Below are 16,401 nucleotides of genomic sequence, written 5' to 3' on the forward strand. Positions count from 1 at the left end.
TTGGAGTCCCCCTTTTGGCCCGCTATCTCGCGATCGACGCCGACGCCCACGGCTTGACCGTGGCGTCCGGCACTGTTCGAAGCGGGGTCGTCCATCTTGAGCAAACGCTCTCCTGGACGGAAAACCCGCAACCACTCTCGCCGTCAACGGCCGGGCCGCTCGGCCGCAAACTGGCCGAGTTACTCAAGACCGCGGGCATTGCACCGGCCCCGGTGCTGTTCGCCATCGGCCGGGACCGGATCATCCTCAAGGAGATCAAGCACCCGCCGTCGCCGCCGCAGGACGAACCCGCCGTCGTCCGCTTCCAGGCGATCAAGGAACTGACCGAGTCGCCCGACGACGGCGTACTGGACTACCTGCCCCTCGGCAGCGACGCGGCCGGGGAACGGCGGGCGTCCGTCGCGTTCCTCCACAATGACCAGTTCAAATCGTTCCGCGCAATGTGCGACGCGGCCAACCTGAAACTCGCCGGCGTGACGCCCCGGCCGTTCGCAGCCGCATCGGCGGCCGCGCGGGCCGTGACGACAGGTGCGGTGCCTGCACCGGACAGCGCCGACGCGGCCACCGCCGTCGTCACTCTCGGCGAATCGGCCGGCGAGTTCACGGTCGTCAAGGCCGGTCTGGTGCGGTTCTCCCGCCCCATCTCGGCGATGGCGACGGCGAACGAGGCGACGCTCGTCGCCGAGTTGCGGAAGAACTTGAACGTCTACTCGGCCCAGGCCGCCGGCGACGCCATTCAAGCGATCTACCTGGCGGAAGGGGAAACGGGGAGCGGCGGTTGGTCCGGCCGCCTCGGGGCGTCGTTGCCGGTGCCGGTCCATGCGTTCGACCCGCTCGCCGGGTCGCCCGCGGCCGAGCGGATTCCCCCGCGGATCCGATCCCGGTTCGCCGGCGTGGTTGGCCTGCTGGCCGGCAAGGCGAAGATCGGCCCGGCGCCGATGAACTTCGCCCAGCCGCGGCAACCGCGGGCCGCGGTCAACCCGAACCGCAACCGTCTGGCTGTTGCCGCCCTCCTGGGGATTGTGCTCCTCGCGGCCCTCGGCTTCGGCGGGTACGTGCTGGTTCGCGACGCGGAGGCCCGGACGACGGCCCTCCGTGCCGAGGTCGCCCGACTCGACGACGGCATCAAGAATTTGGAACCGGACGTGAAGCGACTCGCTGCGGCCGAGGAGTACGACCGACGGAACGTCCCCTGGCTCGACGAGATTTACGACCTGTCGGTCCACTTCCCGGACATCAACAAGATGAAGGTCGTCGCGTACGTGGGGGACGCCCTGCCGCCGCCGACGAATAAGCAGAAGGCGGTGGCCCAGGGACCACCACCGGCCCCCGGACAGCCCGCCGCCGTAGCGACGCCTGTCACTCCCGCGGTCAAAGCCGTGCCAGGTCCGGTGGCGAAGATCCGGTTGACCGTGGTCTCCGAGAACCCGACGCTGCCGCAAGAGCTCGTCCAGGCGTTGGCCCGCGAGTCCCGCTTCTACTCCGGCGTGCGAATGACGACGGGAGCGTTGTTGCCGGGCGGAACCTCCCGCACCCCCGTCCAGCAGTTCTTCATCGACGCGAACGTCGTCCGGCGAGCGCCGGTCGATTACGCGGCGTTACTTCGCGTAACCCTGCCCAAGCCCGTCGCGGCAGCTGCGGAACGCCCCGCAGTGCCGGACCCCGACGACCTGCCCGGCGACCCGCTCGGCGGCCTACCAGACGGAGGTGCCAATCCATGAGCACTCGTGAAAAGCGAATGTTACTCGTCGTCGGGGTACTCGGGTTGGTCGGGCTGATCTTCGGCGTGTACCAAATGATCTTGGTTCCGCTCCAAGAATCGCGGGCCGAGTTCAACCGTTTGTCGGGCGAGCAAGGCGAGAAATCGACTGCGCTAGACTTGATGCGATTTGACCTGAAACGGCTTCCCGCGGCGAAGAAGCGGAGCCTCCCGGCCGACTTGGACGTGGCGAAGCGGGAGTACGAGGCGACGCTCAGCTTCCTCATGCGCGACTCCGGCGTACCTGCCGGGTATACCATCGTGCCGAAGGATGCAAGCGACCTGCGGAGCGTCCCGGAAATCGGTCCGAAGAAGCCGGCGTACAACCGCATCGGGTACGACGTCCGCATGCAAAAGGTCGACCTGCCGACGCTCACGAAGGTGCTGAAGGGCTACTACGACCTGAACCTCCTCCAGCAGATCACTCACCTCGACGTGAAGCGGGTCGAGAAGGAAGGCTCGTCCGGGGGCATCTCCCGGCGCGGGGCCGACCGGGCCGACCTGGAAGTGACGCTGCACACCGAGGCGATCATCCTGGACGGGGCCGAGAACCGTCGGACGCTGTTGCCGATCCCCGACGCGGTCGCAGCCGTCGGCGGCAACTTGGCCTACCTGGCCATGCAGAACATGCCAGAGGCGAATCGCAAGCAGAAGATACAACTCTTCCCGCCCGTCTTGGCCGCCGGCATCGAGCACAACCTCCGCGATTACCTCGTCATGGAAGCCCGCGACCCTTACCACGGCTCACTGCCCCCGCCGAAGCCTGAGGTCAAGGTGCCAGATAAAGTTGACAACGGTGCTGGCATATTCAGAGCTCCGCCCGAAGATACGCGACACTTCATCGTCCTGAACGCGATCACGACTAACACCGCTGGGGTGCGGCAGGCGACGATCTGGGACAAGTCTATGAACCACATTTACGAGGTCAGCATTCTGGACGATGGCGGGAAGCCGGAAGTTAAGGCCGAGAAGTTTTACGTTCTGGGCGGGCAGTTCAAGCGAATGGAACGGAACGCCGAACTCGTCATCGCGGAAGAGGGCACGACCGTCGATCGCAAATTCAAGGTCATCGCCTTCCACGAAGACGGTCTGGTCCTTTCGGAGAGCGTGGCCGAAGGCACAGCAAAGGAGAAGGACGCCAAGGCCGCACCCGAGCCGAAGAAAAATAACACCCGGCCAGGTGGTGCTCCCGGTCGCGACGCTGGAAAGGACAAGGCACCAGTTAAGGCGACCAAGGAGCAAAACGCCCTTTCGGGCACCGTCGGCGGCATCGGCATGACGAGGCCGGTCCTGACGGAATCGGTCTTCGTCTGGCGGATTGGCCAGACGCTGGACCTGCTCAAGCCCCTTCCGACGGCCGAGGGACACGACTTGTTGAAGAAGGTCACGGCCACCGTTCCCACGCCACCCGTGCCCCCAGAACTCGCACCCTCCCCGCGAGGTTTGGAGAATTGAAAACCAGACGGGATCGGCAAGGGGGGCAAGCCACACGGCTTGCCCCCCTTGCGTTTACCGGCGAAGATGCGAGACTCCTAAAGCTCTCATTCTGATTAAAAATTCCCGGCATCTCAACAAAAGTGATTGCGAAGAGGTTACGCTTAGGATAAACCACCGCCCGAATCCACGGGCCGCGGACGAGGTTGGGTGTCGGGGGACACGCCAATCTATGGGGGCAGGAAGCCGCACCGTGTGACACGTTGGGGGAAAACTCTATGCGTCTGCATCTCACGCGGACCTTCAGCCGAGTTCCGGTGTGGAAACTCCGCCGTTGGCTTCCGGCCGTGTTGGCTACTGCCATCGTCTCGCCCGCGCTGGCCCAAGAGCCGAAGGCCATCCCCGCCCCGAAAAACCTCGCCGAGCCGGCGAAGGCGGCCGAACCGGTCAAGGCGGCCGTGCCGGAAAAGACCGTCTCGTTCATGTTCGAAGAGAAGCCGTGGAGCCAGGTCCTGGACTGGTTCGCCAAGGAAAGCGGCCTGGTCATGATCGCCACCGACAAGCCGACCGGCTCGGTGACGATCAAGACCGACCCGATGAAGAAGTACACGATCCCGGAAGTGATCGACCTTCTGAACACGTCCCTGGCGTACAAGAAGTTCATCCTCCTGCGGATCAACCCGACGACGTTCACCGTCCTGCCGGCCGACGAAAAGATTCCGGACAACTACATCCAGCGGATCCCGGAAGAGGACCTCGACAAGCGGGCCTACACCGAGGTCGTGCAGGTCGTCATCCAGTTGAAGACCCTGAACGCGGACGAAATCCTCGAACAGGTGAAACAGCGGAAGGGCCAGTTCGGCGACGTGAAGGCGATCGGGGCGAACCAGCTCCTCATCACCGACACGGCCGGGAACATTCGCACCATCGTCAAGGACATCAAGAAGACCGACGACGCCCACGGGGACTCGCTCACCTACCAGTGCAAGTTCATCCGGGCGACCGAGGCGGCCGAGAACCTGACGAAGTTGCTCAGCGACAACTCCACGAACGTCCAAGCCGTCACCCCGGCGGTGAGCCCGTTTAGTTTCGGCGGCGACGGTCGCTTCGGCGGCGGTGACGGTCGGTTCGGCGGGGGCGGTGACGGTCGCTTCGGTGGCGGCGGCCCCGGGCAACTGCCGCCCACCTCGAGCCGCGGCAGCACGGTCACGTCCCGCTTCCGGACCGTGCAGATCACGGTCCAAGAGCGGTCGAACACCATCATCATCACCGGCCCCGCGGACAAGCTCGCGACGGCCGAAAAGCTCCTGAAGGAACTCGACGTCGGCCGGCCCGGCCAGAAAGAGTACCAGTCGAGCGAGCCGACGCTGAAGATTTACTCCGTGCCGCCCAAGACTTCGGACACGCTCGCCCGGGTCTTGAACGAGAGCTACGGCAACTCGAAGCTCGTCCGCATCGCGGCGGTGCCCGGCAAGGACGAAATCATGGTCCTCGCCCCGGCGTCGGACCACTTCGACATTGCGTTGAAGTTGAACCAGACAACCTCGTCGGAAAACAGGACGCCGACGACGACCGAAGTCATCGAGATCACGTCGGGCAAAGACCCGAAGGAAATGATGGACGCCATCCGGCGGCAGGTGCCCGACACCGGCAGCGGGCCGTTCCTCGACTTCCGAACCGACCCGACGCCGGCTCTCATCGTCAAAGGCTCGGCCGATCAGATCAAGGAAGTGAAGGCCGCCAAGGCCACTCAAGAGACGAGCGGCACGGGCGCTGCGATCACCGGCGTGAACATGCGATCGGTCACGGTCGATGGGGCGAGTGCGGCCACGGTCGCCGAGTTCCTGGCCGAGACGCTGCAAAAGATGGGGAAGCCGGTCGATCTTCGCGGCGTGGACCTCCCGAAACCGCCGCCGATGGCTCCCTTGCCACCGGCCCCGGCCCCGAAGCCGGGCGAAATCAAGAGCCGCGCGTTTCCGCAGACCGGGCCGACCTACGTGCGGGCACAGATCGTTGACCCGGGTGCCGGGAAGGGCGACCCGAACGCCAAGCCGGTGACGATTCTCGTCGTCGGGAACAAGATCACAATTACCGGGGACGATCCGGTCGCGGTCGAAACCGCGACCCAACTCGCACGGCTCATCATCTCACAGGGGAAGGTGGTCGACGAGTCACGGTTTGACGTGATCCGCCTCAAGAACGCCAGCGCCGAAGAAGCCGCGAAGGCGATCACCGAAATCTTCAACGGCCCGCAGCAGCAACAAGCCGGCGGCGGCGGTGGTCGTGGGGGCCAGGGTGGCGGTGGCGGCGGCGGGTTCAACCCGCTCCAGTTCCTCGGCCAGTTCGCCGGCATCGGGGCAACGGCCCCAGCCTCGCCGTCGGCCGGGCGGATTCGGGTCGTCGCCGAGAAGCAGAGCAATTCGATCGTCGTGGTAAAGGCCTCGCCGCTCGACCTGCTCACGATCAAGAAGTTGCTGGAAAAGGCGATCGACAGCTACCCCGATCAAGACGCCACGAGCGCGATGAAGACGTGGATGATCAAGCTGAAGAACCAAGAGGCCGAGGTCGTCGCCGTAACGGTGCGTGACGTTTACGCGAACCTCATGGCCCCCCGCACGCCGCGGGTCGTCGCCCAGGGATTCCCGTTCGCCATTCCCGGCCAAGCCGCAGGGGCGCAACAACCGCAGGCCCAGTTGACCATCAGCACGGATGACCGCACCAACACGCTGATCGTGAACTGCAACGAGGCCGTGTTCAAGGACGTCGAGAAGCTCGTCAAGACCCTCGACGAGGGGGCCGCAGACCAGACCGACGTGGTCCAGGTGATCAAGTTGGACGGCATTGACCCGGTCCTGTTGCAACAGGCCATCGCGGCGATGACCGGCCAACCCACCACGACGCCGAACCGCAATGGAAACACAACCGGCGGCGGCTTCGGCGGAAATACGGGGAACCGCGGCGGCCAGGGTGGCTTTGGCGGTGGTCAAGGTGGCTTCGGAGGCGGCCAGGGTGGCTTTGGTGGAGGGGCCGGAGGCTTCGGTGGAGGAGCCGCCGGTGGCCGTGGCGGGGCCGGCGGCTTCGGTGGGGGAGCCGGGGCCGGTGGAGGCGGTCGGGGTGCCGCCGGTGGAGGTGGTGGAGGCGGTCGGGGTGCCGCCGGTGGAGGCGGTCGCGGCGGGAGAAACCAGAGATCGGACGATACTACTCCCGGCGGGGGAGGGCGCGAAAATTTTGACTACCGGGACATGGAAGTCCCTTCGGCCCTCTCGACCATCTACGACCCCGAACTCGATCTGAACGGAGCCAACGCAGCCCAAACCGATCCGCACTTGCTGCAAGCGCAAGCGGTCGTGCCCGTGCCACAACCGGCGGGCGGACAAAATCAACCCATGATGCCCCCGGCGGTGCCGCCGAAACTTGGCACACCGCCCGCGCCGGGTTCCAATCAATTGCTGGACGCCCCTTCCGACGTTCGCGTCGAGCCGGTGGAAGGTCTCGGCATTGTCGTCATCCGAGCCAAGAACCCCGAAGAGATGGAGAAGGTTCTGCGGCTGATCGAGTTCCTGCGGAACAAGGTTCCCGGTTCGGACGTGGAGATGAAGCTCGTCCCACTGAAGAATCAAGACGCCGGCAGCCTGACGACTTTCTTGACAAACCTGTTCTCTCGCGTGAACATCGGCGTGGGGTCCACGACGATTCTGCCCCCGCAACAGCGTGGGGGGATCGGTGGCCTCGGTGGGTTCGGCGGCGGATTCGGTGGTGGGTTCGGCGGCGCACTCGGCGGACTCGGTGGTCTGGGACAGAATCAGCAGACCTCGACCGTGGGTTCCGTGTTCCTACTACCCGTTCCGCGGCAAAACTCCATCCTCGTCGCAACGACGACGGCTCGGATGGAAACGATCCTGAAGCTGATCGAGCAGTACGACGTGCCCGGCAGCCCACAGATCGCGCCGCGGGCGTTCCAATTGAAGCGGTCGTCCGCGCAGGTCGTGGCGCAACAGCTCCAGACCTTCTTTAATCAGCGGTACATCAACGAAACGACGCAATCGAACCTGATCCGCATCAGCTTCGACATCTCCTCGAACCAGATCTTCGTGCAGGCCGGCCCGGCCGACATGAAGGACATTGAGGACTACATCCAGCGGATCGAGACGAACTTCTCGAAGGCAACGAACGAACTGCGGCTGTTCCGCCTGAAGTACGCCTACTCGGACGAAGTGGCCCAGGTTCTGATCACCTCTTTGACCAGCGGCGTGTTGAACCCGGCCACCGCCGGAACCGCATCGACGATCGGGGGGGGGGCTACGCCGACGTCTCCGTTCGCCACCGGAGCCGGCGGGGGACAGGGTGGCTTCGGTGCCCTGGGCGGCCAGCAGGGTGGATTCGGAGGCCAGCAAGGCGCTCTCGGGGGGCAGAACGCCCTGAACCGAGGGGCGACCGGTTCCCTCAGCGGGAGCACGGGTCTGACGACCAAGACGACCTCGCTTCAGTTCTACGGCACGAACGGCCAGATCACGGAAACGGGGCAGTTGGAAGACGTCCACATCACCCCGGACACGCGGATCAACGGGATCGTCGTGGCCGCGCCCGAGAAGACGATGCGGCTGATCGAGAAGATCCTGGAGGAACTCGACGTTCCGTCGGCCGCGAAGTCGGACGTGAAGGTGTTCACGCTGAAGAAGGCCGACGCCACGTACACGGCCCAGTTGCTCACGACCCTGTTCAGTTCCAACCGGACCGGCACCACCGGGGCCACGGGCGGGTTTGGTAACGCCGGCGGGAACTTGCTCGGTGGGAACACCGGCCAAACCACGTCCGTAAACCAGGTCCAGCGGCCGATCCTCACCCTCACGGGTGGTGTGTCGGAAGGGGCCACCCTGCTCGACCTGCGGTTGTCCGTGGACAGCCGCACGAACAGCATTATCGTGGCCGGCAGCCAGACCGACCTCGACACTATCCGCGCGATCATCGCCCGGCTAGAAGACACCGACGCGCCACAGTTGCAGACGAAGGTCTACAAGCTGCGGAACGCGGCGGCGGCCGACGTGCAGAACGCCGTCTACACGTTCCTGCAGAACAAGATTTCGATCGAAAGTAGCCTGCAATTTGCGGCGGCCTACCAGCAGTTGCAGAAGCAGGTGTACATCCAGGCCGAGCCGGTGTCACAGACCCTGCTCATCGCGGCCAACCCGATCTACTTCAACGAAATCATCGGCCTCATCGAGAAGGTCGACGCGCCGCCGCAACAGGTCTTCGTGCAAGTGCTGATCGCCGAAGTGCAACTCCGCAACAACGAGGAGTTCGGCGTCGAAGTCGGCCTGCAAAGCCCGGTGCTGTTCGCCCGGAGTTCCACCGGCACGTCGCCGGGCACGCCGGGGTTCAACTTCAACAGCACGGCCGCCCTGCCGAACACGACGAACTCCGACCCCGGCGTGGTCGGGTTCCAGGGTCTCGGCAACCTCGGCGTCGGCCGGGCAAGTTCGACCGGCGGCGGGTTCATCTTCTCCGCGGCCAGCGACACCTTCAGCCTGCTCATCCGAGCACTGAAGGCGCAAAACCGCGTGGACGTGCTCAGCTACCCGCAGTTGAGCCTGACCGACAACCAGACCGGCTTCTTCCAGGTCGGTCAGAACTTCCCGATTCCGACCGGCGTGTCGCAGAACGCCACGGGGGTTGTCTCCGGGGTGGACTACCAGGCCATCGGTATCACGCTGCGGGTGACGCCGCGGATCAACCCGGACGGCAAGGTGCTGATGCGGGTCGAACCGCAGATCACCAACCCGTCGCCGACGCTGGTGAGCCTGGGGAACGGCCAGACGGCCACCGCGTTCGACACGCAGACGGTCCAGACGACGGTGCTCGCCTCGGACGGTGAGACGATCATCCTCGGCGGCCTCATTACGCGAAGTGACAACCGCCTGGAGAACAAGATTCCGTTGCTCGGCGATCTGCCGTACGTCGGGTCGGCGTTCCGCTACCGGACGCAGGCCCAGCAGCGGCGGGAGATCATCTTCATCGTCACGCCGCACATCATGCGGTCCGAGGCCGACCGCGCCCGCATCGGGGCCGAGGAAGCCCGGAAGATGCACTGGTGCCTGCCGGAAGTGCAAGGCGTCCACAGCTACGGGGCCGACGTGCTGAGCGGCAAGAACCCCTACGCACCGGGCGACGTCGGTCCGGGGGGCTACATCGGCCTGCCGACCGAGGCGATCGCGCTGCCGAACGGTGTGTGCCAGCCCGGGGGCCCGCAGCAAACCTTGCCCGCGGGTGTGGTGCCGGACGGCGTCATGTACGGACCGGCGACGGGGCCGAACATCGTGAACCCCGAACCCTACCCGCAATCGCTGCCCGGCGGCGTCGTACCGGACGCCGGCACCGGCATCGTGCTGCCGCCGTTCAGTAGCAAGGCGGACACGCCGAACAAACCGACCACCGAGGTGTCGGCGACACCGGTGAACATGACGTACCCCGGGACGGCCCCGTACCCCATCTCGGCGGCGACCATGCCGAACAACCCGGGCCAAGCGACTCAGGTGGTCGTGCCGGCGGGGTGGCAGCCGCCGGCGGGCCAAATGGTCTACGTGCAACCCCGGCCGTTGAGTACGGCAGCGGTGTCGGCGATGTTCACCGCCCCGAACGCGCCGAAACAACAACCTCAACAACCGGCGAAAAAGGACACGCCACCGGCCGGCGGCACGAAGCCCCCTGCCCTCTTCCCGGAAACCGCCCAACAACCCACGGAGGGGAACAAGCCATGGTCCGTCTTCCCGCAACGCTGATGATCCCGGCTCTGTTCGCCCTCGCCGCCGCCTCCGGGTGCGTGTCGTCGGGCACCAAGCCGGTCAAGGTCGAGAAACTGAACGAAGCTCTGAAGGAGGCGCTGCCGTCGTCGTCGGCACTGGCCACCCCGCTGACGACCACGCTCAAGGGTCAACCCGCGACCCAGTTCGTGACGGCGTGGCAGACGAAGCTCGGTCAGTTGCCCGACCCGAGTAAGAACGGGGCGATTTTCCCGGGGATCGTCGGGCAGGTGTTCCTGTACACCGACAAGTTCCTGCCGGCGAACATCGCGGGGTCGCTCACCATCGTGGCCACCGACGCCACCGACCGGCCGCAGGGGCAACCGGCCAAGCAGCCGAACGTGTGGCACTTCGACGCCGACACGTTGAAGAAGATGACCGTGATGGACGAGCGGTTCGGCAAGTGCCTCGCGGTGTTCCTGCCGTGGCCGGAGGAATGGAAGGACGTGAACCGTCTGCTCATCCAGGCGGCCTACGACCAGCCGGGAACCTTCCGCCTGTTCGCGCCGCAGTCGACGGTCACGCTCGACTTCTTCACGAACGGGTCGCAGGTGAGCATGAGCCAGGCGAAGTTCACGGCGAACCAGATGGCCGTGCCGGACCCGAAGGTTCTCATGCAACAGGCGAACGCCGCCCGCAGTGTCCAACCGGCGGCCCCGAAGACGACCTTCCCGGCGACGGGGGTGCCGCCGTTGGGGAGCAATCCGATTCAACAGGCCGGCTTCCAGCAACCGGCCGCACCGCAGCAAAACTGGCCGAATGGCCTGCCGGCAGGGTTTCAAGCTCCCGCCCAGCAACAGGCCGGCAGTGGAATGGGGATTCCCGCCATCGGAGTGACGCCGGCCGGAGGTATCCCGATGCCAGCGACACCGGCGGCCGGAATGCCGCCGATGAATGGGATGTCAATGAACGCCCCGCCGCCACCCGTCCAGCCCACGGCGGGGAATGACTTCAAAATGACGATTCCGCGGAATTAACCCCGTAGACCGTCGATCACAAACCGCCCCGTGATTGGCCCGACGCCATCACGGGGCGGCTCGCGTTATCGGCTGGTGTCGTCGTCCTTAACCGTCGGAAATGCGACCATCGACCCGTCGGTGAGATTGTTCACGATCGCATCGATCGCGTGGAAGGCCGATTCGCCAATCCCCTTCTGGTAGATCGGCGGGTAGATCTCGTGCCGGACCGCCATGAACGCCCGCACCACGACCGGGTCGAACTGCCGCCCGGATTCCGCCGTGAAGACCGCGTCGATCTCGTAGGGCGAGCGGGCGGCACGATACCGCCGCGGGGACATCATCGCGTCGCAGGCGTCCGCCACGGCGATAACGCGGGCCAAAAGCGGGATGGCTTCGCCGGTCAGACCGTCGGGGTAGCCGGCCCCGTTGTAGTGCTCGTGGTGGTGCCGAACGGCCGGCCGCAGGCGGTCAAACGGCCGGATGCTGGCCACGATGCGTTCGCCGATGACGGAGTGACGCCGGACGTCTTCGAGTTCGTCCGGCGTCAGCCGCTTCGGCCGGTGGAGCAGTTGGTCCGGCAGGCCGATGTTGCCGACATCGTGTAGGAGGCCGGCGAGGTAAACGTCGCCTTCCAGCGCAGGAGGAAGGCCCATCTGCCTCACGAGCAACACGGCAATGCGGGCGACGCGCTCACTGTGCCCCGCCGTGTACGGGTCCTTCGCGTCCATGATGGTTGTCAGGCTTTGGAGCAGCCCGTTCAGAAGGGTCTTCGTGGCCGCCTGGCCCTGGGCACGCTGCGAGAGCAGAATCTTGAGCGCCATGCGGACGGCCTTCGTGTCGCCGTCGTCGAAGCGGTGCTCGGGGTCGAAGCTCAAAACAATGATGCACCCCTGAGTGCGAGTGTCCGACGCGACCACCGCCGCCTCGGGTTGCCCGCTGACCGAACTCGCGGCCGGCTTAACCCACCTCAGGGTTTCCGAACCTGCGGGCAACCGCCCGAGCAGCGCCTTCGCCAGCGCCACGGCCTGTTCCGGCGTGAACGACTTCTTGCCGCTCAGACCGTTGACCTTGCCCGTCGATTTCGAGAACCAGAACGCGACGTCTGCCTCCACGGCCACGCGGGCCGCCTCCACGGCGTAGGCCACGGCTTGGTTCGTCGAACTGGTGTCGCTCAACTGAGTCAGCAACGATTCCAGAACGGTCCAGTGATCGGAATTCGTGGCCGGGGTTGTGTCGCGACGAGCGGGACGTTCGGTGGTGTTGCTCATGACGTGCGGCGTTCGAATAGAGTCTGGTGTTGTGGTGTTGGTTGAAACAACTTTTGCCCTCAATATACGCGAGCCGACGGGGTTTGAGGGCCGCTCCCTGAGAAGATTCCGACATTCGCACGTGATTCGAGGGAACCGTTGGCCCGACGGGAACGCCTGTAAGGATAATAAGCCCGGCTTCAGTGGCGATGATCAGCCCGTTGCCGGGCACCGCGGGAAAGAAGTCTTCTCCATCCACAGTGGGTGAGTAGTCTACTAGAGTCGGTTTCTCCCTCTCGACTCTTCCGCCTGCCGCTTCTTTCGGGAATCTCGTCCATGCTGATCTTCGACTCGCACCTCGACGTGGGGCTAAACGGCGTCGATTGGAACCGGGACTTGCGGATGGCCGTCGATGACATCCGCGTTCAGGAACGCACCCTGAACATGACCGACAAGGGCCGGCAGACCAACACCCTCAGTTTCCCGGAGTTACGGCGGGCCGAAGTCGGCGTCGGCGTTGCGACCTTGCTCGCGCGTCTGGAGGAACGGGTCAACCACCCGCTGGGGAAGACTTCGCCGGAAGCGTGCTACGCGATGTGCCACGCTCACCTGGCGTATTACCGGGCGATGGAGCGGAGCGGCTGGGTGAAGATGCTCCGCACCCGCCGCGACCTACACGCCCACCTGGACGCCTACCGGGCGAAGCCGGAAGCGACACCGTTCGGCTTCGTGTTGAGCATGGAGTGCGGCGACGCGGTCCTCGACCCGGACAACATCCGTGAGTGGTACGACCACGGCTTGCGGGCCATCGGCATCACGCACTACGGTCCGAACCGGTACGGCGGCGGCACCCGCAGCGAGGTCGGCCTCGCGCTCGACGCGATCCCGCTATTGAAGAACATCGAACAACTCGGCATGGCCCTGGACATGACGCACCTGTCCGACCACGCCTTCTGGCAGGTGACGGAGCGGTTTGGCGGCCGGGTGTTGGCGAGCCACCAAAACGCCCGCAAGTTCTGCGACTGGCAGCGGCAGTTTAGCGACGACCAACTGAAGTGGGTGATTTCGCGCGGCGGCGTCATCGGCATCGCCTTCGACGCGATCATGCTCCAACCGGGTTGGGTCCGCGGCGTGACGAAGCCGGTCGTGACGATCGAACGAGCCGTCGAGAACATTGACCACATGTGCCAACTGGCCGGCAACGCCCGGCACGTCGGCATCGGCAGCGACCTCGACGGCGGCTACGGCAACGAACAAACTCCGGCCGACCTGGACACGATCTACGACCTCCAAAAGATCCCCGACCTCCTCGCCAAACGTGGCTACTCCACCACCGACGTGCAGGGCATCATGCACGGCAACTGGCTCCGATTCTTCTCCGAAGTCCTGCCCGCGTGACCCATGCCCGATTCCGTTCCGCCGACCAAGATTCGCTACCGCATTCTCGCCGTTACGGCCGTCGTCGCCGTCTTCATGTACGTCGATCGCGTGTGCTTGGCGTCCGCCAGTTCCGAAATTCGCCGCGAACTCGCTCTGACCGAACAGCAGATGGACTGGGTAAAGAGCGCATTCTTCTGGTCGTACGCGCTCTTCCAGGTGCCCGCCGCCGCGCTGGCCCTCAGGTTCGGGTTCCGGAACGCTCTGGCCGGATACCTGTTCCTGTGGTCGTTCTTCACCGTCCTGAACGGATTGGCCGGCGGGTTGGCCGTGCTACTGCTCACCCGGTTAGCCGTCGGTCTGTCGGAGGCGGGCGCGTACCCGTCGGCCGCGACACTAATGAAGAACTGGTTTCCCCTCTCGAACAGGGGGACCGCGAATAGCATCGTCGCACTCGGCGGTCGGGCCGGCGGGGCGCTCGGCCAAAGGATCACGCCGTTATTGATGGTCGCCCTCGCGGGGGTCGCAGGCCTATCAGGGTGGCGGAACGCCCTGATCTTGTTCGGCTTCATCGGCATGTCGTGGGCGGTCATCTTCTGGACGATCGTTCGCGACTCCGCCCGCGTCCACCCAGCGGCAAACGCGGCCGAAGCAGACCTGATCGGCACACCGGCGGCAGTCGAAAAAGAACCCTTCCCGTGGCGACAAATCCTGGTGAGTGGCAACTTGTGGCTCGCCAGCCTGACGCAGTTCGGCATCAACATCGGGTGGACGTTCGTCATCACGCACTTGCCTGACTACCTGGAAGCAGAGCACAAACTGACCGGCGACGAGAAGGGCTTCTGGGGGGCGATGCCACTGACGATCGGCCTCCTGGGAATGCTCGTCGGGGGAGTGGCGACCGACCGGCTGACCCGCCGCCTCGGTCTCCGCTGGGGGCGAGCGTTGCCGATCGGCCTGTCTCTGTTCGTCTGCTCGGCAGCCTACGCATCGTGCATTTACACCGGCCGCATGTCACACGTGCCGGTCATCGTGGCCCTGTGCTTCATGACCGTTTTCGTCGATCTGGGCATTCCGTCCGTATGGGCGTTCGCCCAAGATGTGGGCGGCCGGCACGTCGGGGCCGCGCTCGGGTGGGCGAACATGTGGGGAAACTTCGGGGCGGCGTTGTCGCCGATTGTTCTCGGACTCGCACGCGATACGTGGGGGTGGCCGGGCGTGTTCGCCACTTGTGCGGGCACTTTTCTGATCGCGAGCGTCAGCGGGTTGATGCTGAACGCCGGCCGGCCGCTCGTGATCCTGTCCGGCGAAATCATTTCACGTCGAGGAACGCCTGAAGGATGAACTGGGCCGCGATCCGGTCGCGCTTCCCCTTCCGCTTGTCGCGGCGGACGCCGGCGGCGATCAGCGAGTCCTCCGCGTAACTGCTCGTGAACCGCTCGTCGCTGAACGCGACCGGCAGTCCCGTCTCGGCCGTCAGCCACATGGCGAACTCCCGACTCTCCTTCGCCTTCGGCCCTTCGGTGTCGTTCAAACTGATCGGCAGGCCGACGACGAAGCCGACGATTTGTTCCGCCTTCATGAGTTGCCGAAAGAAGGCGGCGTCGGCGTCCGGCGACCGGCGTTCGTAAGTGCCGTGCGGCGAGGCGATGATGCGGTCGGGGTCACAGACCGCAAGGCCGATCCGCACGGTGCCGGGGTCGATGCCGAGCAAACGGCCGCGGGCGGGAAGGGTCACAGGTACTGTTCCCCGCCCTGCTTCAATCGGTCCACGATCTCCTTCACGCGGCCCTCGTCCTGCTTGCGGGCCACGAGCGTTGCGTCGCCGGCCTGGATGATGACGAGATCCGAGACGCCGAGGGTCGCGATCAGATGACCGGGTTCGACCGCGATGACACAGCCCTTCGTGTCGATGCCGACGTGCCGGCCCTGCACCGTGTTGCCGCCGGCGTCCTGCGGGTTGTGCCGTTCGAGGGCGAGCCAACTGCCCACGTCGTCCCACTTGTACGGGGCACGCAGGACCATCCGCAGCGGGGCCGATTCCATCACCGCGAAGTCGATGCTGATGCCCTTGATCGCCTCGTATTCCTTGCGGAAGACCTCGTCGCGGTTCGGTGTGTCCCACGCAGCCGCGATCCGCACGCAGGCGTCGTGGATGTCGGGCCGGTTGGCCTGGATTTGTTTGAGGATCGTCTTCGCCTTCCAGACGAAGATGCCGCTGTTCCACTCATAGTTGCCGCTGGCGACGAACTGCTCGGCCACGTCGGCGGTCGGCTTCTCCTTGAACTCGCGAACGCGGGACACCTTCACGCCGTTGCGTTCGCCGGCCGGTTCGCCACGGTGGATGTAGCCATAGCCGGTTGAGGGGAACGTCGGGGGGATGCCGAAAGTGAAGAGCGCGTCAGGGAACTCGTTCGCGAACTGCTCGGCCGCAAGGGCCGCACGGTGAAACTCGGCCTGCGGCTCGATCAGGTGGTCGGCCGGCATCACGATGATCGTCGCGTCCGGGTCGTCCTTCGCGATCAGGGCCGCCCCGAGCGCGACGCACGGGGCCGTGTCGCGGCGGAACGGTTCGCCGACGACGTGGTCCTGCGGAACCTCCGGCAGTTGCTCGGCCGATTCGGACGTGTAGGCCGCCCCGGTGATGACCCACGTCCGTTCCGGCGGGATGACGGCGGCGATGCGGTCGGCCGTCGATTGCAACAGTGTGCGATCCCCGGCGAAGCTCAGGAACTGCTTCGGCCGAGCGTTCCGACTCCGGGGCCAGAACCGCGTGCCGCCGCCGCCGGCCATAATCATCGCGTGGAACATCGAGAAACCTTTCGGGG

General features: G+C 65.4%; 9 protein-coding genes. 6 read left to right on the plus strand and 3 right to left on the minus strand.

Going from position 1 to position 16,401, the window contains the following annotated elements:
• The first annotated feature begins 14 nt into the window (after positions 1-14).
• From PX52LOC_RS28450 to PX52LOC_RS28465, 4 genes are all read left to right on the plus strand, one after another.
• Entirely contained in the window at positions 15-1,721 is a 1,707-nt protein-coding gene (locus PX52LOC_RS28450) for a hypothetical protein (RefSeq protein WP_149113260.1), read from the plus strand.
• Positions 1,718-3,214: a hypothetical protein gene (locus PX52LOC_RS28455; protein WP_149113261.1), complete on the plus strand. Its 1,497-nt coding sequence runs from the start codon at positions 1,718-1,720 to the stop codon at positions 3,212-3,214. Before PX52LOC_RS28450 ends, PX52LOC_RS28455 begins: the two co-directional genes overlap by 4 nt.
• A gap of 257 nt (positions 3,215-3,471) precedes the next feature.
• Positions 3,472-9,969 (plus strand): secretin N-terminal domain-containing protein, encoded by a 6,498-nt coding sequence (locus tag PX52LOC_RS28460; RefSeq protein WP_149113262.1) that lies wholly within the window; start codon positions 3,472-3,474, stop codon positions 9,967-9,969.
• A complete protein-coding gene (locus PX52LOC_RS28465) occupies positions 9,945-10,967 on the plus strand; it encodes a hypothetical protein (protein WP_149113263.1) in 1,023 nt (340 codons plus the stop codon). The genes PX52LOC_RS28460 and PX52LOC_RS28465 overlap by 25 nt, the downstream gene beginning before the upstream one ends.
• 65 nt (positions 10,968-11,032) lie before the next feature.
• Here the strand turns inward: PX52LOC_RS28465 and PX52LOC_RS28470 are convergent, their stop codons facing one another.
• Positions 11,033-12,217, minus strand: coding sequence for an HD-GYP domain-containing protein (locus PX52LOC_RS28470; RefSeq protein WP_149113264.1), 1,185 nt, complete (start codon positions 12,215-12,217; stop codon positions 11,033-11,035).
• Between the two features lie 315 nt (positions 12,218-12,532).
• On the opposite strand from PX52LOC_RS28470, the gene PX52LOC_RS28475 reads away from it, so the two are divergent.
• Together PX52LOC_RS28475 and PX52LOC_RS28480 are read left to right on the plus strand one after the other, a co-directional pair.
• On the plus strand, positions 12,533-13,594 hold the full coding sequence (locus tag PX52LOC_RS28475; protein ID WP_149113265.1) for a dipeptidase: 1,062 nt from the start codon (positions 12,533-12,535) through the stop codon (positions 13,592-13,594).
• 3 nt (positions 13,595-13,597) lie between these two features.
• A complete protein-coding gene (locus tag PX52LOC_RS28480) occupies positions 13,598-14,917 on the plus strand; it encodes an MFS transporter (protein WP_149113266.1) in 1,320 nt (439 codons plus the stop codon).
• Here PX52LOC_RS28480 and ruvX read toward each other — a convergent pair.
• On the minus strand, positions 14,886-15,311 hold the full coding sequence (ruvX, locus tag PX52LOC_RS28485) for a Holliday junction resolvase RuvX (protein WP_149113267.1): 426 nt from the start codon (positions 15,309-15,311) through the stop codon (positions 14,886-14,888). The two genes, PX52LOC_RS28480 and ruvX, sit on opposite strands and share 32 nt — an antisense overlap.
• Positions 15,308-16,384: a mannose-1-phosphate guanylyltransferase gene (locus PX52LOC_RS28490; RefSeq protein ID WP_149113268.1), complete on the minus strand. Its 1,077-nt coding sequence runs from the start codon at positions 16,382-16,384 to the stop codon at positions 15,308-15,310. Before PX52LOC_RS28490 ends, ruvX begins: the two co-directional genes overlap by 4 nt.
• Positions 16,385-16,401: the final 17 nt, after the last annotated feature.

Origin of the sequence: Limnoglobus roseus (genome assembly GCF_008254045.1) — a bacterium.
Classification (GTDB): domain Bacteria; phylum Planctomycetota; class Planctomycetia; order Gemmatales; family Gemmataceae; genus Limnoglobus; species Limnoglobus roseus.